Source organism: Achromobacter sp. JD417 (assembly GCF_041879325.1).
In the GTDB taxonomy this organism is placed as follows: Bacteria; Pseudomonadota; Gammaproteobacteria; order Burkholderiales; family Burkholderiaceae_B; genus Achromobacter; species Achromobacter mucicolens.
This window is the reverse complement of record NZ_CP087159.1, coordinates 5,500,942-5,519,842: the sequence shown is the minus strand read 5'-3', so window position 1 is coordinate 5,519,842 and position 18,901 is coordinate 5,500,942. Positions and strand designations below refer to the sequence as shown.

Genomic DNA, 18,901 nt, shown 5'->3' with positions numbered 1-18,901 from the left:
ATCGTAGCGATTGACCGGAACGGGGCGGTTTGCCGCCGCCCCGCCCGAAAAAAAGCCGCGCTATAATCGCGGCTCTGCCCGGCCCACGGCCGCGGCACGACACCCGAGCGGGTGTAGTTCAATGGTAGAACGGCAGCTTCCCAAGCTTCATACGAGGGTTCGATTCCCTTCACCCGCTCCAAGTAGCGCTCCATACCCGGTTCGTCGCTTTGGGAAGAGATTCCAAGTGATTGGATTTGAATAATATTTTTTTCATCCCTCATGCTGTGGGGATCGGAAAAATGCCTCTCTAGCACCCCCATTTCGGTACATTTGTTTGGTCCATCAATACGGGGCCGGCATCTCGCATTGTTTCTGTCCGTCGCGTGAGGTTGCTGCGACCATGGCTTCTATCCCATCTAATTTGGGATTTGCGGAGCAAGCGTGCCGCTGACTGACGTACGTATCCGAAACGCCAAGGCAACGCGGAAGGTTTACACACTGGGCGCCTACGACGGCCTGTCGTTGTTCATCTCGGCCCAGGGCAGCAAGGCCTGGCATTTCCGCTACCAGCGGCTAGGCAAGCGGTCATGGATGTCTTTCGGTACTTATCCCGAGTTGAGCTTGCATGATGCGCGGACCATGCGGGTAGAGGCGAGGGAGATGATCGCCAAAGGCATCAACCCCAGGTTAGTCTCTGATGCCTGCGTTTACCTTCGTTAGCGTTTGGCACGTTGGCGCTGTGCCTTTTCCAATGCGGCGGTCATTCGTTGAGCGTGATTCAACCTCGCAGCGCCATCGCGCGTAGCAGCGCGTCAATCTGCCCGAACGCATCCTGTTGCCACTGTTCGGGCGTGCGATCACCCAGCGCATGCGTGTCTTCGACGAAACGCCTCACGCAGGTGGGACCATGTCCTTCGAAGGCGTCAAACTTGTCGGCGATGTGTTGGAAACCTCGCTCGCCGCTTGCGTGTCCCAAGAGCGGAAGGCATTGCTGCGCCAGAGCCTCAATGCCATCAGGATAGTTCCGTACACAGTAGTAGATGTCGTAGGCATCTTTCTGCTTGTAGCGGCCCGCCAACGCATGGCCTTTCATTGCCAGTAGTGCAGGGATAGAGCACACCGCGATCTCCACGCGGTTGGTCCCTCCGTTCGGCATCGGGCCCGCCACCGCCACCAGTTGATAGAACCGCATCGCCAAGTCAGCGCCGTCAGCACCCTGTACGGCAAAGTCGCTGATCAGGGGAGGATTGTTCTTGACGATCTCTGCATCGCGCGGCATCAAGAAATCGACCACGATGTCGATCCCCTCTCCACCGTCCTTCACGGGAACCTGACGAACCAGTTGGAATCGTCGAAGCCCGTCGCGCTGGGCATATCCATGACCTTGAAGCGCACCGATCAAGGTGGCGTATTCACCGTCGCCGAGAGCTTCCGCATCAAGTCCAATGTCTACATCGAGTGTCCCGACGTGGGGCATCTCCTCGTTGGCCAGTAGCAGCCAGGGGACGGCACCACCTATGATGACGAATTTGCCTTTGAAGCTACCAAGTATCTGGCCGATCTCGATCAGCACGGATTTCACGGCCGTAGTCGTGCGGTCGTCGTATTCGGCGGCCGATTGTGGTTCCTGGGGGGGTGTCATTTGGGCCAAGTAAGCTTTTCCTTGCGCAGGTGGTCGGCAGCCTCGGCGCCGCGTTCGCCGGCAATGGAGAGGTCGAGGTAAGTTTGAACCAAGCTTGTGCAGACTGCGCCCGGCGCAGGTTCAATGGTGTCGGCAAACAATCCCGTGTCTTTCGGCACGGTGATGACCACGTTCTCGCCCTTCGCGGCAGGCGTGAGCTTCAGCGTTGCCTGAAGCTCACGCAGACCATCTTCGTCGGCGAAGAAATAGTGCGTGCCGGTACGACCGTAGGGCGAAAGCCACTGCGCTGCTGAGAACGATGCGAAAGCAGCATGCCCGGAACCGTCTTTGGGACGCAGTGCGCTACGGGCAGCTTCTTCGAACGCGCTTCCATGCAAAGGCGTGTAGAACCGCAGCCGCTCACCTGGCGGTGCTGTGTAGCTGTTCCGCCATGCGTCCACCAGCGCGTCGGGATCTGAGAGAACGAGGCCGTCATCTGAGGCGCGTGCCCATTCTCGATCGATCAACCCGGTGCGCACATTACTGACGTGCCCCAGGCTGACTCCGGAGATTTCCGACAGCTCGGTGACACGCCAAGCACGGCCTGGCTCGCGCAGCATGGTGCGCAAAACTTGGGCCGACTTTGGCCTGAACAACGACTTGAGTTCGCGTTGCTCCGCCGCAGGCTTGTCTGTCACCATGCGTTCGATGAATACGCCGCGGAAGGCGATCCGGGCGTTTCCTTCCAGGTCGAGATAGCTGACACCCTTCTCTTCGCACAGTTGCCTTACCGCGGGTGAGATATAGGGGGCGATGAAGACGGGCGTTGCCTCGGGAGTTCGCTGCGCAACGTAATTCCGCAACTCCAGCAACGCGGACCGTGCGTACCGTGGTTGCCCGTTCGACTTGTACTCGCAGATGAGCAGATGCTGTCGCCCGTCCACGAGTAGTCTGACGATCAGGTCCGGCTCCCAGTCGTCGGACACGGCCTCGGCTTCGATCTCTTCGATCTGAAGGGTCGGGATCCTTTCAAGCAAACGGCGCAGCGCCTCACCAGCGCGCGCCTCAGCTTCTTTCATTGAATTGGCTATTTTCAGCATCCGCTGAAAATAGCATGTTTTTTGAAAGCCATTGCGGAAATTTCACTTTCCAAGTCAATTTCAACATTTGCTGAAATCAATAAATAAAGTGAAATCATGTGTCGATGCAAGGAGCAAAGACTGAGCTCCACCAATCCCCAGCAAGCGCCCATCCCCGCGACGCGAATCCTTCGATTCTGCCGCGTGGGCGTTTCGTTCCCTGCAACGATTCAATGCCCCGCGTGCGGATGTCCGCGCTGGCGTGCGCCGCGGGGTTCCCACGCGCGCCGTGCGGTCAGGCGGCGCGGTGACACACGGCCTCGACGTTGTAGCCGTCGGGGTCCAGGATGAACGCACCGTAATAGTTGGGGTGGTAGTGGGGCCGCAATCCCGGCGGGCCGTTATCCCGGCCGCCGGCGGCCAAGGCGGCGCGGTGGAAGGCGTCGACCTCGTCCCGGCTGCGGGCGCGGAAGGCCACATGCACGCGCGGGGTGCAGGGCGTGCCTTCATGGATCCAGAACTCGCCGCCCGGGTTGTCGGCATCGGCGGGGTCGCCGGCGCCAAAGCCCATGTCGGTCTCGAACGTCTTGCGTGGCACATAGCCCAAGGCCGCCAGCGCGCTCTGGTAGAACGCGCGGCTGCGCGCGAAGTCGCTCACGTGGATGGTGATGTGGTCCAGCATGCACTGCTCCTTCAGCAAGGCGGCCCCCCGGGCCGGAGCGATCAGCATAGGCCATGGGGGCGGGCAAGGAAGCGATGTATCGCAAGTCGAGGCGACTGCATGGGGCTGGCGCGGCGGTCGCTCACACCTGCGCCATGCCGCCATCCACAAACAGCTCGACGCCATTGACGAAGCTGGCCGCGTCGGAAGCCAGAAACGCGACCGCCTTGCCGATCTCTTGCGGCTCGCCCAGACGGCCCAGCGGCACCTGCGCGGCCAGATGATCGAACAGGCCTTGGCGCGCCTCGTCCGGGACCAGGCCGCCCAGTCCCGGCGTGCGGACCGGGCCGGGGCTGACGACGTTCACGCGGATGCCGCGGTCCTTGAGATCCAGTGCCCACGAGCGTGCAAAGTTGCGCACGGCGGCCTTGCTGGCGCTGTAGACGCTGAAGTTCGCCGTTCCCTGGATCGAAACGGTCGAGGCCGTGAGGATCACCGACGCGCCGTCGACCAGCAGCGGTAGCGCCTTTTGCACGGTGAACAAGGTGCCGCGCACGTTGGTGCCGAATATGCGATCGAAATGTTCTTCGGTGATGGCGCCCAGCGGCATCATGTCGCCGCCGCCGGCGTTGGCGAACAGAATGTCGAGCCGGCCGGCGCTTTCGGCGATCTGGGCATAGACCGTGTCCAGATCGCTCAGCACCGACGCGTCGGCGCGAATCCCCGTCGCTGCGCCGCCAATGCTGGCCACGGCTGCATCCAGTTCGGCCTGGCGGCGTCCGGTGATGAAGACCCGCGCGCCTTGCGCGGCCAGTTCCTGGGCGCTTGCCAGGCCGATACCCGTGGTGCCGCCGGTGACGAGGGCGATTTTGCCGTTCAGTTGATTGTTCATGATGCGCTCCATGTTTTTGAAAGTGAAGGTTGACCGTCATGTGCCGGTGCGGCGAATTCCGCTGAGAGGCCGGTAATGACTGGGCATGGAGGTACTGTAGGGCCGCCTGGATAATGAATAAACCCGGTAAGATTAAAAGAACTATTCATATTTATGGATAATCGGCGCGCTTGAGGAGACTGCGGCATGGATCAATTGACGGCGATTCGCGGCTTTGCCCGCGTGGTGGAGGCGGGCAGCTTCACGCGGGCGGCAGATTCGCTGGACATGCCGAACGCGACGCTTAGCAAGATGGTCCAGGACCTGGAGGCGCACCTTGGCGTGCGCCTGTTGCAACGCACGACCCGGCGGGTGACCGTCACGCCCGAGGGCCGCGAGTACTACGAGAAGACGCTGCGCATCGTGCGCGATCTTGAAGACATCGACGGCGGTTTCAAGGCCGTGCAAGGAAAGCCCAAAGGCCATCTGCGCATCGATGTGGGCGGATCCACGGCGCGCGATGTGCTGATCCCGGCGATCCCCGATTTCCTGGCGCGTTATCCCGACATCAGGATCGATCTTGGCGTGTCGGATCGCGCGGTGAATCTGATCAGCGACAACGTGGATTGCGTGATCCGTGGCGGTCCGCTTGACGATTCATCGCTGGTGGCGCGGCAGATCGGCAAGGCGGACCTGATCACGTGCGCCACGCCGGGATACCTCAAGCAATTCGGCACGCCGGCATATCCGGATGAGTTGAAGAACGGCCACAAACTGGTCAGTTACCTGTCGCCGCAGAACGGCCGGGCATTTCCATTCCGCTTTGAACGCGATGGCGTGAAGACGGAGATCAAGGTTGAACATCGCGTGGGCGTCAACGAAAGCAACGCGCATCTGGCGGCGGCGCTGGCGGGCTTGGGCATTGTGCAGACCTTTACCTATGCGGCGGGCCCCGCGTTGAAGAGCGGCGCGCTCGTCGAGATCCTGAAACCGTGGCGGCCCCAGCCTTATCCCTTTCATGTGGTGTATCCGCACAACCGGCATGTCACGCACCGGCTGCGCGTGTTTATTGACTGGCTCTTGGCGCAGATTCCGCCGCGGCTCAAGGTTTGAACCTGGCCGTTGGGCAATTCTCGATTACCCGGAGCATGGGTACCCGCAGGAAAATTTCCATCGATCCATTTCGAATATGCGGTGCGTTTCGCGTAATTGAGGTCTGTCCTGCCCTCAATCAACGGACAGCCAAGGAAGGGCGCTAAGGGCGGACAGCGGCTGGTAAAACGTCGTCGAAAACCGATGGCGAAGCGTTCCTTGTCTTCGCCGTCATGAGGGGAATCCGAGTCGGCTTTTTGCCGCAAGGAACCCGCCATCGACTTCGTTACTGGGGAGTGCTCAATCCATGTCGCGCCAGTGTGCGTTCCTTTTGTTTGGCATGCCGGCATGACGCAGGCTCCCCTCCCGCTTCTTGAGCGCCTGCGCGTCGACGGCGTCATTCGCGCTGACCACCATGCGGCGGCGCTGCTTAGGCTGCAAGCGCTGCCGCAGGCGCCCTTCATGACGCTGGGCGGCGCCCTGGTCTGGCTGGCGGCCGAGGGCATCCTGTCCGAACTGGATCTGGATGAGATGTTCGAGTCGGCAGTGTCCGAGGGTACTGTCGACCGCAACGCGACGCGTCGCCAGGCCCTGGCGGAGATGGAAGCGTTGTGCCAGCGCGGGATTGACAATCACGTCGCACGTTTGGCGCGGGGCAGCCTGCTCCAGGCCATTTTTCCGGGACGGCGCTGGGCCTGGCTGGTGGCCATTGCCGGGGCGGCCGCCGCGGTGACGCTGCTGTAGCGGCAGGCGGTCCTGCCGCTTGCCACGGCGCATCAGAAGCTGGGCTTTCTCGACTGGCTACGCTGCACAAACTCGATCCGTGCATTCGTCCATGCCGGGTCAACCATCTGGATGCTGACGCCGCTGTATTTCAATACCGCCTGCGTCATGTCGTTCGAGCAGCCCATGCCGGGATTCGAGCTGGGCTTGGCGCACCACTCCATATTCAGGTCGTTGGGATAGTTGGACTGGCGGCCATACTTCTCCAGCGCCGCCTTGCCCATCGCTTCCTTGTTGGCCGGCGTCCAGGGCAGTTCATAGCGGATCTGGGACACCACGAGCGGGCGTTGCATGTCGACGGGCACGCGCGGTTCGAAGTGGACGATGAAGTTGATGCCGTCCTTCTCGTAGCTGAAATTCATCGGCATCTTGGAGTTCGTGACGGGGTTGTTCCTCGCGTAGCCGATCCGGATGTCTTTCTTGCCCACATGAAAATTCTTGGCGGCGGCGGCGAGCGCTTCGTCAAAGTCCATGCCGGTCTTGACGCCGGCAACGTCGAACTCGCGGGCATCGACGGAGCGCTGTGAGGCCGCGTGCGCGGGCAGAACGGCGGCGGCGCCGAGCGCGGAGATGAGGAGGGCAGCTTTCAACTTCAACATAAAGATCCTTATCGAATGGCGCCAGGATTATCCGATCGGACCTGTATTGCGTCCCTAATAAAGTGCAACGAAACTTCTCCGGTCACGGCTGCTGGCTGGGTTCGCTGGGCTCTTCCGCCAGAAAACCGCCGCTCTGATGACGCCACAAGCGCGCGTACACCCCGTTCATCGCCAGCAGTTCCGCGTGGCTGCCCTGTTCGATGATCCGGCCCTGATCCATCACGATAAGCCGGTCCATCGCGGCAATCGTCGATAGCCGGTGCGCGATCGCGATGACGGTCTTGCCTTGCATGACTTCGTCCAGGCTTTCCTGGATGGCGGCTTCCACTTCCGAGTCGAGCGCGCTGGTGGCTTCGTCCAGCAGCAGGATGGGCGCGTTCTTGAGCATGACGCGGGCGATCGCGATGCGCTGACGTTGTCCGCCAGACAGCTTGACGCCGCGTTCGCCGACGAGCGTGTCGTAGCCGGAATTGCCATGCGAATCGCTGAGCTGTTCGATGAATTCGTCGGCCTGCGCACGGGCCGCGGCGGCGCGGATCTCTTCGCGGCTGGCGTCGGGGCGGCCGTAGGCGATGTTGTCGCAGATGGACCGGTGGAGCAGGGACGTGTCCTGAGTGACCATGCCGATGGCGCTGCGCAGGCTGTCCTGCGTGACCTGCGAGATGTCCTGGCCGTCGATACGGATGTGGCCGCGTTCGACGTCGTAAAAGCGCAGCAACAGGTTTATGAGCGTGGATTTGCCCGCGCCCGAGCGGCCCACCAGGCCGATCTTTTCGCCAGGGCGCACGGTGAGGGTGAGGCCGTCCAGGACCTGACGCTCATTGTTGTAGTTGAAGTAGACGTCGTCGAACTGAACTTCGCCGCGCGTGACGCGCAGGGTGGCCGCGTTGGGCGCGTCCTGGACTTTGGGGGCATGGGTCAGGGTGGCGATGCCGTCCTGCACGGTGCCGATGTTCTCGAAAAGCGAGGTCATCTGCCACATGATCCAGTGCGACATGCCGTTCACCCGCAGCGCCATGGCGGTGACGGCGGCGACGGCGCCCGTGCCGATTTCGCTGCCATGCCAGAGCCAGAGGGCGTAGCCGCCAGCGCCCAGGATCAGCGCCGACACCAGCGCCTGGTTGACGATCTCGAACTGGCTGACCAGACGCATCTGCCGGTAGCCGGTTTCCTTGAAGTCCTCCATGGCGGCGCGCGCGAAGCGGGCCTCGCGGTTGGTGTGCGAGAAGAGCTTGACGGTGGTGATGTTGGTGTAGGCGTCGGTGACGCGGCCCGTCATGGACGAGCGGGCATGCGCCTGTTCCTTGCCGACCTTGCCCAGGCGCGGCACGAAATACATCATGGCCAGCCCGTAAAGCGCCATCCAGCCGATGAAGGGCAGCATGAGCCGCCAGTCGAACCCGCCGGCCAGCGCGACGATGGTGATGAAGTAGACGGCGATGCCGAGCACGATTTCGCAGAAGGTCAGCAGCACTTCGCGCACGGCCAGCGCGGTCTGCATCACCTTGGTGGTGACACGGCCGGCAAATTCATCGGAGAAGAACGACAGGCTTTGCCGCAGCATCATGCGGTGAAAGTCCCAGCGCAGGCGCAGCGGCAGATTGATGGCCAGGACCTGATGTTGGACCAGCGTGCGCAGCGCGACGACGCCAACGCTGGCGCAGAGCACGATGGCGATGCCCCACAGAACGCGCTGCTCGTGCGCCGACGCGGGCTCTCCGGCGTTCCAGGCGGTCAGCATGTCGACGACCTGGCCCAGGAAGGCGAAAAGCCATGCTTCGTAGATGGAGACGGCCGCGCTCAGGATCGCCAGCGCGGCGATGTAGCGGCGCGAGCCGTGGGTGCAGAACCAGAGGAACGCGAAGAATCCCTTGGGCGGCGGGGGCACGTTCTCGGAAGGGAAGGGATTGAGCTGGCTTTCAAATCTGCGGAACAAGGCAGAGACTCCGGAATCTGGATGGGGCTTTCGATGAGGCGCTGGCGCGGCGCGCACGGCCGCGGCGGGCCTGGGGGAGCAAGTCCCGGCGCAAAGCGATATTTAAGCGCATTCGGCACACGCCGGGAAATGCGGGGAGGGATTCGGCGGCGCGAGATGAAAGCCTGGTCGATTGGCCGGCGGGGAAGGGGCGGGATCGACGCGGAAGGAATCCGGAAGACGGGGTTAGCGGCGCGCAGTGCCCAACGCCGCCGCGTGAGCCGCCAGCCAGTGCCGGAACCGATCCGCAAAGCCGTCGACGACGCGGTCCTCGTGGCCGAGCGACGCCGCGCTGTTGTGGGGGCTGATCCACACCGAGGGCAGCGACCAGAGGGGCGACGCCGCGGGCAGCGGCTCTTCGGTGAAGGTGTCGAGGTACGCACCCGCCAGGTGTCCGGTGGCCAGCGCGTGCGTCAGCGCGGCTTGGTCGACCAGCTCGCCCCGGGCGACGTTCACGATGCGGGCGCCGCGCGGCAGCCGCGCGAGCTGGCGGCCGCCGACGATGCCAGCGGTCGATGCGTTCAGGGGCAGCGCCAGCACCAGCCAATCGCAATGCGGCAGGACGTCGTCCAGTTGATCCAAACCGATGACGGTGTCAAAGCCTGGCGTTGGTTCGGCGCGGCGGCGCACGGCCGTGGTGGACAGGCCAAGCGCCGAGCACAAACGCCCGATCTCCTGCCCGATCGCGCCTGCGCCCAGCACCACCACGCGCATCGACGCGAGGTCGCGGGGCCGCGCGTCGCCCGTCAAGGGTTGCCATGCGCGCTGCGCCTGCGACGCGAGCCACCGGTCGAAACCGCGTGACTGCGCCAGGATGGCAGCCACCGCCGTCTGGGCGATAGGGGCGGCGGTGACGCCGGTTGACGCGGTGACAGGGATGCCGCGCGCCAACGTGGGTGCGTACTGAGGCAAGTCCTGGCCGGATGAGCACACGTGCAGCCAGCGCAGGTTGGGCGCGGCGTCCGCCACACGGAAGAACGCATCGGATAGCGGCCCGGGCTTGCGCAGCGAGCTGCCTTCGTACAGGTCCCGCGAAAAGAAGGCCACGTCGATGTGTCCGGGGTCCGCGGCTTCGACACGATGGCGTTGCAGGCGCACGCCGGCCGCTTGGGCCAGGCCGTCCAGGCGCGGGCCGTGCGCGGCATCGACCTTGGCCGACAGCAGCAGGCCCAGCGCGGGGGCGGCCGTGTTCAACGGACGACCTGCCACCGGTCGCGTTCGCCGGGATAGACGACGCCATATTCGGCGATCGCGTCGTCGTCGAACCGGAAGGCAAGACCGGGCTCGGTGGGCACCAGCAGGTTCCCGTCTTCGGCCTGCAGCTGGCGGTCGATGAGGCGGCGGAAGTTGACGATGTGATCGTCCGGCATCCATTCCACGTAGGTCGCGTTGGGCGCGCTGGCGGCCAGGTGGATGTGCACGTCGTGCCACGCGTGCGGCGCGACGGTGATGCCGTGGCTGTCCGCCGTGGCCGCGATTCGGCGCCATTCGGTGATGCCGCCGCACACGGTCGCGTCGGTCTGCAGGATGGTGGTGGCGCCGCTGGCGATCAGGTCCTTGAAGCGCCAGCGGCCGGCTTCGACTTCGCCGGTGGCGACGGTGACCGGCGTGGCGCGTGCCAGCCGCACGTGGTTGTCGATGTCGTCGGGCGAGAAGGGTTCTTCGATCCAGAAAGGGTGATAGGGCTCGAACGCGCGCATGTATTCCAGTGCCGTGGGCAGGTCGCGCCATGCATTGTTGGCGTCCAGCATCAGGCGCACGTCGTCGCCGATGGCCTCGCGCACGGCAGCGATGCGCTTGCGCTCGCCGGCCACGCTTTCCAGGCCGACCTTCATCTTGACGGCGCGAAAGCCCTCTTTGACGTGCTGCGCCATTTCGGCAGCCAGCTTGTCCGGCGTCTTGCCCGGCTGGTAGTACCCGCCGCTGGCGTAGGCCGGCACGCGGTCCTTCACCGTGGCGCCCAGGTACTGGAAGAGCGGCACGCCGGCGCTGCGGGCATTCAGGTCCCACAGCGCCGTGTCCAGGGCGGACAGTGCGCGCATCACGCCGCCGGCGCGGCCCAGCAGCAGCGCCTCCTGGTACAGATCGGTCCACAGTCCTTCGACCCGCAGGGAGTCCTGGCCCACCAGCCGCGGCGCCAGCAGGTCGGTGACCGCCACGGATAGCAGGCGTCCCGCGCTGTTGACTGCGTAGCAGTATCCCAGGCCCTCGTGGCCGTCGGTCGAGCGGATACGCACCAGGCAGTATTCGCGCGCCTTGACCTGGCGGGTGGAGAACGTCACCGGATTCGCGAGCGGCACGCGGGCGATGCAGACTGAGACGGATTCGATGGTAGGCATATGCAGGGATGCTCCGGTTTGGATTGGGATCAGTCGAACTTGAGGTTGCTTTGCTTGATGACGCCAGCCCACTTCACTTTTTCGCTGTCGATCAATTGCTGGAACTGCGCGGGCGATTCATCCAGCGGCTTCAGGCCCATTTCGTCCAGCCGCGCCTGCATGGCAGGCTGGCTGACCACGCGTGAGATCTCCTTGTGCAGGAATTCGACGACCTGCGGCGGCGTGCCGGCGGGCGCGATGATGCCGAACCACACGTTGGCCTCGTAACCGGGCACGCCGGATTCGGCCAGCGTCGGCACGTCGGGCAGTTGCGGCAGGCGCTCCTTTGACGTCACAGCCAGCGCCTTGAGCTTGTTCTGCTTGATGAAGGGCAGGCTCTGCGTCGGCGTGGCAAAGATCAGCGGAATCAGCCCGCCGATCACGTCGGTCTGCGCGGGCGCGCCGCCCTTGTAGGGAATGTGGTTCATGCGGATGCCGGCCATCTGGTCCAGCAGCTCCAGCGAGATGTGCTGCGTGGAGCCCTGGCCCGGCGTGCCGAAGTCGATGCCGCGCTCTTTCTTCTTGGCCAGCGTGATCAGGTCTTTGGTGGTGTTGGGCTCGAACTTGGGATTGGCGACCAGCACGAACGGGGTGTCGGCGATCAGCGAGACGGGCGCGAAATCCGTGAGCGTGTAGGTGAGGTTGGGGTAGAGCAGCGTGTTGGTCACGTGCGAGGAGATCACCAGCATCAACGTGTAGCCGTCGGCGGGCGAGCGCTTCAGTTCACCGGTGGCGATGGTGCTGTTCGCGCCCGGCTTGTTCTCGACGATCATGGGCTGCGGCCACGTCTTGGACAATTCGGCCGCCACCATGCGGGCGACCGTGTCGTTGGATCCGCCGGGCGCCATGCCAACCATCAGGCGCACGGGTTTGGCGGGGTAGGTATCGGCAAATGCCAGCGGGGCGGCGCAGGCGAAGGCGGCGGACAGGCAGCCGCCAGCGAGAACACGGGCGAGGCGCTTCATGGGGTTGTCTCCTTGAATTGTTCTGCTGTTGTGACCCCATGATAGGCACCGCTTCTCAGTCGATGAATGGATAATTTTGATAAGAAAATCGAAGAAATCGATAAATGCGCGCGCGGCGAAAAGCGGGCGCGTGAATGCGGGCGGGGTGCGCCGGTGGGAAGGCGTCCGCCCGTCTGGCATCGCAGGCGAAAGCGTCAGTCCAGCGTGCGGGCCAGCGCCTGGACGGAGGGCTGCAGGTGTTCTCGCAGCAGGGCGAGGAAAGCCTGCGCAGCCAGCGAGTCGGTGGCGTCGCGCCGCCGCGCCAGGCAGATGTCACGTTCGTTGATCGGCAGGGACAGCGGCACGGCCTTCAGTCCGGCCAGCCGAAACTGAAATAGCGCCAGGGTTGGCGCAATGGTGACGCCCAGGCCGGCCGCGATGAACCCGGCCGCCGTCGACAGGCTGTTGACCTGGTGCGAACGCAACCACTGCCGGGGATAGATGGCGGCGTCCAGGTGCTGGCGGATGCTGCTGTTGCTCTCGAAGCCGATGATGGGATAGTCCAGCACGTCCTGCACCGACAGGCGGCGGCGGGCCGCCAGCGGGTGGCTTGCGGGACAGATGAAGTGGAACGTGTCGCGCGCCAGCACCTCGATGTCGAGGTCAGTGCTGGGATAGGCAGCCGCGCACAGCGCGAAATCCACCTGGCGGTTGCGAACCATGTCGATGCACACGGTGCTGGCCACGTCCTGCACCTGCACGCTGATGCCGGGGTAGTCGTCGCCGAAGCGGGCGATCAGCCCGGGCAGGATGCCCGACGAAATCGACGGCAGCGCGGCAAGCGCGACGCGGCCCTTGCGCCGCTCGACGTGGTCGCGCATTTCAGCCAGGGCGCGCTCCGTTTCGGGCAGCAGGTGCGCGACGATGTTCTGAAAGGCCTCGCCCTCGGCGGTCAGCTCGACGTTGCGTGTGCTGCGCGAGAAAAGCTTCACGCCGAGGTCGCTTTCCAGGTTGGAAATGAGGGCGCTGAACGCGCTCTGCGTCAGACAGCAGTGCTCGGCCGCGCGCGTGAAACTGCGCAATGCCGCCAGGGCCGTGAAGGCCTTCATGTGGCGTAGCGATAGGTTCATGCGGCGGACTCCGCTGCGCTAAGGACTAGAAACCATACAGCGCCGCGGGATTGGCCGCCAGCACCTGGCGGCGCAACGCCGCGTCGGGCAGCCAGGCCGCGATTTCGCGCAGCAGGCGATCGGGCGGAACGTCGCGATAGGCGCTGACTTCAGTGGGGCCTTTGCCGGGTTCGCGGTTGGTGTGCGGCCAGTCGCTGGCCCACAGGGCGCGTTCGGGGTTGCAAGCGATGAAGGCGCGGGCCAGCGCGGTGACGCGCGTGGCCGCTTCGGTGTCATCGGGATTGGCGCTGATGCGGTACGACGCGGACAGCTTGACGTACGCGGCGCCGTCACCGACCAGCGCCAGCACCTGCCGCACGCGCGGATCGTCCAGCGGCAGCGCTGCCGGAATCATCGCGAAGTGGTCCAACACCACCGGCACCGGCAGCCGGGCCAGCGCGGGGGCTGCGGCGGCGATGGCGTCGAGCGAAGCGTAGACCTGCAGGTGCCAGCCTTGCCCCGCAAGGCGGCCAGCCCAGGCCGACAGCGCGCGGCTGACCGTGGCGGCGTTGCTGGCGCCCGTGCTTTCGAGGTTGACGCGCAGGCCGCGCACGCCGGCGTCGTGCAGGCGCGAGAGTTCAGCGTCCGCCACGTCATCATCCACGACGGCCACCCCCCGTGCCGCGCCGTCCAGCGCCAGCAGGCTGTCCACCAGCAGGCGGTTGTCGGCGCCGTAGATGCTGGGCTGCACGATCACGGCATGGGCCAGGCCCAGGCGTTGCAGATGCGCGCGCAGCGCATCCACGGACGCGGGGCCGGGCGTGTAGGGCCGGTCCGCCAGCATGGGGTAATCGGCCTGCGGCGCCACGACGTGCACGTGGCAATCGCAGGCGCCGGCGGCAAGCTGCGGCGCCGTCATGGTCAGCCCGCCTGCAGGCGCGCGACGAAGGCCGCGCCGGCTTCGCGCGTGCCCAGCTTGCCGCCCACGTCGCGCGTGCATTCCTGCGCAAGGATGGTGTCGGCGATGGTGGCCTGGATGGCGGCGGCGGCCTGCAGGAAGGCCTGGTTGCCGGTCTTTTGGCCGTGCCAGTTCAGGAGCATCGCGCCCGACAGGATCAGCGAGATCGGGTTAGCGATGTTCTGGCCGGCGATGTCGGGAGCCGAGCCGTGCGCCGCCTGTCCCATCGCGTAGTCGCGGCCTGCGTTCAGCGAGCCGCCCAGGCCCAGGCTGCCCGACAGTTCGGCGGTGAGATCGGACAGGATGTCGCCGAACATGTTGGTGGTGACGATGACGTCGTAGCGCTGAGGCGCCCGCACCACATGCGCCATCATGGCGTCGACGATCACGTCGTCCACGCGGACTTCCGGGAATTCCTGCGCGACCTGGCGGCACATCTCCAGGAACATGCCGTCGCCCAGCTTCAGCACGTTGGCCTTGTGCACCATCGTGACGTGCTTGTTGCGCGTCATGGCCAGCTCGAACGCCGTGCGCGCGATGCGCTCGCAGCACTGGCGGGTGATGCGGCGCAGGGACACGACGACGTCGGGCGTGATCAGCATCTCGCTGCCGCCGGACTCGACGTTGCGGTCGGCGTAGAAGCCTTCGGTGTTCTCGCGCACCACCACCAGGTCGAATTCGCCCAGACGCGCCTGCATGCCGGGGTAGGTCCGCGCGGGACGGATGTTGGCGTGCAGGTCCAGCTTCTTGCGAAAGTACATCGACGGATTGATCTCGCCGCGCGCTTCGTCCTTGAAGTCATAGGTGGCCATGGGGCCCAGCATCAGGCCGTCGGCCGCCTTGACCTTTTCAAGGAGGGCGGGCGTGACGGTGGCGCCGTGCTGCTTCAGGCTGTCGTGGCCCGCAATGTCGTGGTCGAACTGCAGGTTCAGGCCGAAGCGGCGCGAGGCGGCTTCAAGCACGTCGACAGCGACCGCCATGGTTTCGGGGCCGATGCCGTCGCCGGGGAGTACAACGATTTTCATGGAGCGTTTTCCTGTGGATGATTCGGCCGGGCTTATTCGACCTGGACCCCGGTGGCTTGCACCAGGTTCTGATATTTGGCGGCTTCGCTGCGCACGAAGGCCGTGAATTCCTGCGAGGTGTTCGGCCGCACGGCCGCGCCGTCGCCTTCGAGCCGCGACTTGATCGCGGGTTCGGCCAGGATGGCATTCAGCTTTGCATTGAGCTGCTCGACCACCGCGGGCGGCGTCTGCGCGGGCGCGAAGACGCCGCCCCACAAGCTGAATTGGAAGTCCGGCACGGCGGCCTCGCTGATGGTGGGCACCTTGGGCAGGATGCCCAGGCGCTCCCGCGAGGATACCGCCAGCGCCCGCAGCCGGCCGCTGTTGATGTGCGGCATGGCGGCCGATGCGCTGGAGAAGAAGCAGTCGACATGCCCGCCGAGCAGGTCCGACATGGCCTGGCCGGCGCCCTTGTACGGCGCGTGGATCATGCGTGTTTGCGTGCCCAGCGCCAGCGCGGCGGCGGCCAGATGGCCCGGCGTGGCGGTGCCCGACGACGCGTAGGCGATGGCGTCCGGCTTGGCGCGGGCGGCCGCGATCAGCGCGGCCAGGTCCGCATGCGGCGACTTTTCCGGCACGACCAGAACCAGGGGCGAATCCCCCACCAGGATCACCGGCGCGAACTCGCGCAGCGGGTCGTAGCCCAGCGACTTCATGGCATATGGGTTGACGGCGATCTCGCCGGTCTGGCCCAGCAGCAGGGTGTAGCCGTCGGCGGGCGCGCGCAGCACGATGCGCGATCCGACCGCGCCCGACGCGCCGGGGCGGTTCTCGACGATGAAGGTCTGCTTGAGTTCCGTACCCAGGCGTTCAGCCAGGATGCGGGCGAAGACGTCGCCCTGCCCGCCGGGGGCATAGGGCACGATGATCGTCACGGGCTTGGAGGGATAGGCATCCGCCGCCCGCGCCGCGCCGGCAAGGGTCAGCGCCACGCCGGCCGCCGCGCCTTGCAGCAGGCGGCGGCGAGCGGGGTTCAGGGGATGTTGGGGCTGCTGCATGGTGTCTCCTTGTTGTGTGTGCGGCGGGCCGGTCAGTCCAGCTTCATGCCGGACTTCTTGACCACGCCTTGCCACATCTCCAGTTCGGCGGCCAGGGCCTTGCCGAAATCGTCGGGCGATCCGCTGATGGCCTGGGCGCCTTCGTGCTTCAGGCGGTCGGCGACCAGCTTGTCGGCGGCCGCGTCGTTGATGGCCTGGTTCAGCTTGCCGACGACCTCGGGCGGCGTGCCGGCCGGCGCCAGCACGCCCCACCACGTCGTGATGTCGAAGTCGGCAACGCCTGCCTCGGCCACGGTGGGCGTGTCGGGGAACAGCGGCGAGCGCGTCTTGCCCGTGACGGCCAGCAGGTCCACGCGCTGATCGCGCACTTGCGACAGGATGGTGGGCACGGTGGCGAAAAACACCTGAACGCGTCCGGCCAGCAGATCGACGGTGGCCGGGCCGCTGCCCTTGTAGGGCACGTGCGTCATGGCGGCGTTGGTCTTCTGCTTGAACAGTTCGCCGGCCAGATGATTGATGCTGCCGTTGCCCGCCGAGCAGAAGTTCAGGTCGGCGCCCGGCTTGGCCGCGAGCTGTCGCAGGTCGGCGATGGAGGTCAGCTTCAGGTCCTTGGCCGTCACCACGAAGAGCGGGCCGCGGCCCAGCATCGCGATGGGCGCGAAGGACTTGCGCACGTCATAGGTGGTGCTGATGCCGGCGGCGGCGTTGGTGACGAAGGTGGACGTCGCAAAAAGCAGCGTGTAGCCGTCGGGCCGCGCATTGGCGACAAGCGCGGCGCCGATGGAGCCGCCACCGCCGCCGCGGTTCTCCACGACCACGGACTGGCCCAGCTTGTCGGCCAGCGTGCGCGCCATGTCGCGCGCAATGCTGTCGGTGCCGCCGCCCGCCGCAAAGGGCACCACCAACGTGATGGGGCGGCTGGGGTAGGAATCGGCGGACGCTGCCACCGGCGCGCAAAGCGCGGGCAACAGAAGGGCCAGCCCCGCCAGCAGCCGCTGCGGGGATACGTTGAACTGCTTCATCGACTTGTCTCCGATCGATGGCCGCGCTTAACCCTGGCGCAGCATCTTTAGGCGTTCCAGCAGGGCCTGGTGAATGTGGTGCTGCGCGGCGTCTTGCGCGCCTTGAACATCGCGGGCGCGGATGGCGTCGACGATGGCCTGGTGTTCCTGGTTGGAGCGGCCGGCCCGCTCCGATGAGCTGAGCGTGCTGCGTCCCAGCAGGTAGGTGGTCTCGGTCAGCGAATGCAGCGAGCGGATCAGGTAGCGGTTGTGCGCGGCGCTGTAGATGGCCTGGTGAAAGCGCAGGTTCTGGGCGACGGGGTCGCCGCCGTCACCTTCGTCCAGGATGGCCTGCATGTTGGCGACTTCGGCGTCCGTGGCATGGCGCGCGGCGAAGGCGGCGGCAGCTCCCTCCAGCACTTCGCGCATGGAGTAGAGCTCGCCGACTTCCTGCTGGTCCATCGTGGTGACGACCAGTCCGCGGCCGGGCTCGTGCGTGATGAGGCCTTCGTCCTGAATGCGCTTGAGCGCTTCGCGCACGGGGGTGCGGCCCATGTCGAGCTGGTCGGCGACTTCCACTTCGCGCAGCCGGTGGCTGGGCGTGAACATGCCGGCCAGGATGCGGCGCTTGATCTCGTTGTAGGCCGCGAAGGCCTGCGAATTGCTCTTGGGAATGGGCAAGGCTGTCTCGATGCGTTTTTTGTATATTTTTGCATACAAAAAATCGGCCGACAATCCGGCCCCTGAAAATAGATGCTTGGCGGCGTTATCCGCCCAGCGGCGCGCGCGACACGTGACGCCGGAACAGGTCCGCCATGGTGGCCGCCGCCAGCGACAGCGGCGTGCCCTGCAGCGTCATGATGCCGATGCTGGCCACCGGCATGGGCACGTCGGCGCGGATGCGCCGGGCCTCGTCGCCGTAGGGCTTGATGTCCAGCATGCCGGACGGGCAGAGGATGAGCGCGTCGCTGCGGGTCATCAGGTTCCACATGACACCGAAGGTGTCGCACTCGATGACCCGCTGGGGTTCGGGCAGACGGTGCGCGCGCAGCCCTCGCAGAAAGGCTTCGGTGTGGCTGCCGGGCGATACGTTGAGCAGCCATTCGCAGCCGCGGATGTCGTCCCACCGCCGTGCGCGCGCCAGCGGATGGCCCTTGCGGCACGCGATCATGAATTCCAGCGGCCGCAGTTCCTCGAAGTCGAATTCCTGCCCGCCGGCGCCGTCGTTCATGCGCGAGGCCAGCGCGAAATCCAGCGCGCCGTTTCGCAGCGCGGGCAGCACCGCGGGGAGCAATCCCTCGGAAACTTTGACCTTGGCGGCCGGCATGCTGGCGCGGAACTCGGCCAGCACGTCGGGCAGCACGCTCATCATCACCATGGGTGTGACGCCCACCGCCACGCGCGCCTGCGCGCCGCTGAGCAGCTGGCGGATGTCCTGGCGGGCCAGCGCGAGTTGCGCCTGCGCCAGGCGAGCCCGAACCGTGAGGTGCTCGCCACATTCCGTGACGGCGATGCCCTTGGGGCTGCGCGTCAGGAGCGGCGCGTCCAGTTCGGTTTCGAGTTCCTTGATGGCCTTGGTCACGGCGGCCTGGCTCAGGTGCAGGCTGCGCGCGGCGGCGCGGATGCTGCGCAGTTCGGCCACTTTCAGCCACGCGCGCAATTGATGGTCTTTCACGGCAATGTGCCCCTGACAACCTGGGGTGGTCACCTTAACAAAAATATAGCCTTACACGCAGCGCGGACCATCCCTAAGCTGATCGTCGATCAGGCCCGGAAAGACCGATGG

General features: G+C 65.4%; 19 protein-coding genes and 1 tRNA gene. 4 read left to right on the top strand and 16 right to left on the bottom strand.

The window, feature by feature from the left end; translation table 11 throughout:
- Positions 1–107 precede the first annotated feature (107 nt).
- Together LN047_RS25380 and LN047_RS25375 are read left to right on the top strand one after the other, a co-directional pair.
- Positions 108–181, top strand: a tRNA-Gly gene (locus LN047_RS25380).
- A 242-nt stretch (positions 182–423) separates the two neighbouring features.
- The gene (locus LN047_RS25375) at positions 424–702 is read left to right on the top strand and encodes an Arm DNA-binding domain-containing protein (protein WP_373980555.1); all 279 of its coding nucleotides are present in this window, start codon (positions 424–426) and stop codon (positions 700–702) included.
- Between the two features lie 58 nt (positions 703–760).
- Here the strand turns inward: LN047_RS25375 and LN047_RS25370 are convergent, their stop codons facing one another.
- From LN047_RS25370 to LN047_RS25355, 4 genes are all read right to left on the bottom strand, one after another.
- A complete protein-coding gene (locus LN047_RS25370; protein ID WP_373980554.1) occupies positions 761–1,633 on the bottom strand; it encodes a hypothetical protein in 873 nt (290 codons plus the stop codon).
- Complete coding sequence (locus LN047_RS25365; protein WP_373980553.1) at positions 1,621–2,703, bottom strand: hypothetical protein; 1,083 nt, start codon at positions 2,701–2,703, stop codon at positions 1,621–1,623. Before LN047_RS25365 ends, LN047_RS25370 begins: the two co-directional genes overlap by 13 nt.
- 274 nt (positions 2,704–2,977) lie before the next feature.
- On the bottom strand, positions 2,978–3,364 hold the full coding sequence (locus LN047_RS25360; protein ID WP_373980552.1) for a VOC family protein: 387 nt from the start codon (positions 3,362–3,364) through the stop codon (positions 2,978–2,980).
- 121 nt (positions 3,365–3,485) lie between these two features.
- The gene (locus tag LN047_RS25355; RefSeq protein WP_373980551.1) at positions 3,486–4,235 is read right to left on the bottom strand and encodes an SDR family oxidoreductase; all 750 of its coding nucleotides are present in this window, start codon (positions 4,233–4,235) and stop codon (positions 3,486–3,488) included.
- Positions 4,236–4,421: 186 nt separating this feature from the next.
- On the opposite strand from LN047_RS25355, the gene LN047_RS25350 reads away from it, so the two are divergent.
- Entirely contained in the window at positions 4,422–5,327 is a 906-nt protein-coding gene (locus LN047_RS25350; protein WP_373980550.1) for a LysR family transcriptional regulator, read from the top strand.
- Between the two features lie 327 nt (positions 5,328–5,654).
- Positions 5,655–6,050: a hypothetical protein gene (locus tag LN047_RS25345; RefSeq protein WP_373980549.1), complete on the top strand. Its 396-nt coding sequence runs from the start codon at positions 5,655–5,657 to the stop codon at positions 6,048–6,050.
- 32 nt (positions 6,051–6,082) lie between these two features.
- On the opposite strand, the gene LN047_RS25340 is transcribed toward LN047_RS25345, so the two are convergent.
- From LN047_RS25340 to LN047_RS25285, 12 genes are all read right to left on the bottom strand, one after another.
- Entirely contained in the window at positions 6,083–6,688 is a 606-nt protein-coding gene (locus tag LN047_RS25340) for a hypothetical protein (protein ID WP_373980548.1), read from the bottom strand.
- 82 nt (positions 6,689–6,770) lie between these two features.
- A complete protein-coding gene (locus LN047_RS25335; RefSeq protein ID WP_373980547.1) occupies positions 6,771–8,624 on the bottom strand; it encodes an ABC transporter ATP-binding protein in 1,854 nt (617 codons plus the stop codon).
- 225 nt (positions 8,625–8,849) lie between these two features.
- Entirely contained in the window at positions 8,850–9,857 is a 1,008-nt protein-coding gene (locus LN047_RS25330; protein WP_373980546.1) for a D-2-hydroxyacid dehydrogenase, read from the bottom strand.
- Positions 9,854–11,002: a mandelate racemase/muconate lactonizing enzyme family protein gene (locus LN047_RS25325; protein WP_373980545.1), complete on the bottom strand. Its 1,149-nt coding sequence runs from the start codon at positions 11,000–11,002 to the stop codon at positions 9,854–9,856. The genes LN047_RS25330 and LN047_RS25325 overlap by 4 nt, the downstream gene beginning before the upstream one ends.
- A 29-nt stretch (positions 11,003–11,031) precedes the next feature.
- The gene (locus LN047_RS25320; protein WP_160144406.1) at positions 11,032–12,006 is read right to left on the bottom strand and encodes a tripartite tricarboxylate transporter substrate binding protein; all 975 of its coding nucleotides are present in this window, start codon (positions 12,004–12,006) and stop codon (positions 11,032–11,034) included.
- A gap of 194 nt (positions 12,007–12,200) precedes the next feature.
- Positions 12,201–13,115 carry a LysR family transcriptional regulator gene (locus LN047_RS25315; RefSeq protein ID WP_056324957.1) on the bottom strand — a complete coding sequence of 305 codons (915 nt, stop codon included), beginning with the start codon at positions 13,113–13,115 and terminating at the stop codon, positions 12,201–12,203.
- A gap of 25 nt (positions 13,116–13,140) precedes the next feature.
- Positions 13,141–14,013 (bottom strand): amidohydrolase family protein, encoded by an 873-nt coding sequence (locus tag LN047_RS25310; protein WP_373980544.1) that lies wholly within the window; start codon positions 14,011–14,013, stop codon positions 13,141–13,143.
- Between the two features lie 2 nt (positions 14,014–14,015).
- The gene (locus tag LN047_RS25305; protein ID WP_223573179.1) at positions 14,016–15,077 is read right to left on the bottom strand and encodes an isocitrate/isopropylmalate dehydrogenase family protein; all 1,062 of its coding nucleotides are present in this window, start codon (positions 15,075–15,077) and stop codon (positions 14,016–14,018) included.
- Between the two features lie 32 nt (positions 15,078–15,109).
- A complete protein-coding gene (locus tag LN047_RS25300) occupies positions 15,110–16,114 on the bottom strand; it encodes a Bug family tripartite tricarboxylate transporter substrate binding protein (RefSeq protein ID WP_373980543.1) in 1,005 nt (334 codons plus the stop codon).
- Between the two features lie 32 nt (positions 16,115–16,146).
- A complete protein-coding gene (locus LN047_RS25295; protein ID WP_280001100.1) occupies positions 16,147–17,136 on the bottom strand; it encodes a tripartite tricarboxylate transporter substrate binding protein in 990 nt (329 codons plus the stop codon).
- Positions 17,137–17,163: 27 nt separating this feature from the next.
- On the bottom strand, positions 17,164–17,796 hold the full coding sequence (locus LN047_RS25290) for a GntR family transcriptional regulator (RefSeq protein ID WP_174245413.1): 633 nt from the start codon (positions 17,794–17,796) through the stop codon (positions 17,164–17,166).
- A gap of 85 nt (positions 17,797–17,881) precedes the next feature.
- On the bottom strand, positions 17,882–18,790 hold the full coding sequence (locus tag LN047_RS25285) for a LysR substrate-binding domain-containing protein (RefSeq protein ID WP_373980542.1): 909 nt from the start codon (positions 18,788–18,790) through the stop codon (positions 17,882–17,884).
- Positions 18,791–18,901 lie beyond the last annotated feature (111 nt).

Coding starts and splice junctions, on each gene's coding strand:
- LN047_RS25365 (WP_373980553.1), bottom strand. CDS start 2,703: ATGCTGAAAATAGCCAATTCAATGAAAGAAGCTGAGGCGCGCGCTGGT.
- LN047_RS25360 (WP_373980552.1), bottom strand. CDS start 3,364: ATGCTGGACCACATCACCATCCACGTGAGCGACTTCGCGCGCAGCCGC.
- LN047_RS25355 (WP_373980551.1), bottom strand. CDS start 4,235: ATGAACAATCAACTGAACGGCAAAATCGCCCTCGTCACCGGCGGCACC.
- LN047_RS25350 (WP_373980550.1), top strand. CDS start 4,422: ATGGATCAATTGACGGCGATTCGCGGCTTTGCCCGCGTGGTGGAGGCG.
- LN047_RS25345 (WP_373980549.1), top strand. CDS start 5,655: ATGACGCAGGCTCCCCTCCCGCTTCTTGAGCGCCTGCGCGTCGACGGC.
- LN047_RS25340 (WP_373980548.1), bottom strand. CDS start 6,688: ATGTTGAAGTTGAAAGCTGCCCTCCTCATCTCCGCGCTCGGCGCCGCC.
- LN047_RS25325 (WP_373980545.1), bottom strand. CDS start 11,002: ATGCCTACCATCGAATCCGTCTCAGTCTGCATCGCCCGCGTGCCGCTC.
- LN047_RS25320 (WP_160144406.1), bottom strand. CDS start 12,006: ATGAAGCGCCTCGCCCGTGTTCTCGCTGGCGGCTGCCTGTCCGCCGCC.
- LN047_RS25315 (WP_056324957.1), bottom strand. CDS start 13,115: ATGAACCTATCGCTACGCCACATGAAGGCCTTCACGGCCCTGGCGGCA.
- LN047_RS25310 (WP_373980544.1), bottom strand. CDS start 14,013: ATGACGGCGCCGCAGCTTGCCGCCGGCGCCTGCGATTGCCACGTGCAC.
- LN047_RS25305 (WP_223573179.1), bottom strand. CDS start 15,077: ATGAAAATCGTTGTACTCCCCGGCGACGGCATCGGCCCCGAAACCATG.
- LN047_RS25300 (WP_373980543.1), bottom strand. CDS start 16,114: ATGCAGCAGCCCCAACATCCCCTGAACCCCGCTCGCCGCCGCCTGCTG.
- LN047_RS25295 (WP_280001100.1), bottom strand. CDS start 17,136: ATGAAGCAGTTCAACGTATCCCCGCAGCGGCTGCTGGCGGGGCTGGCC.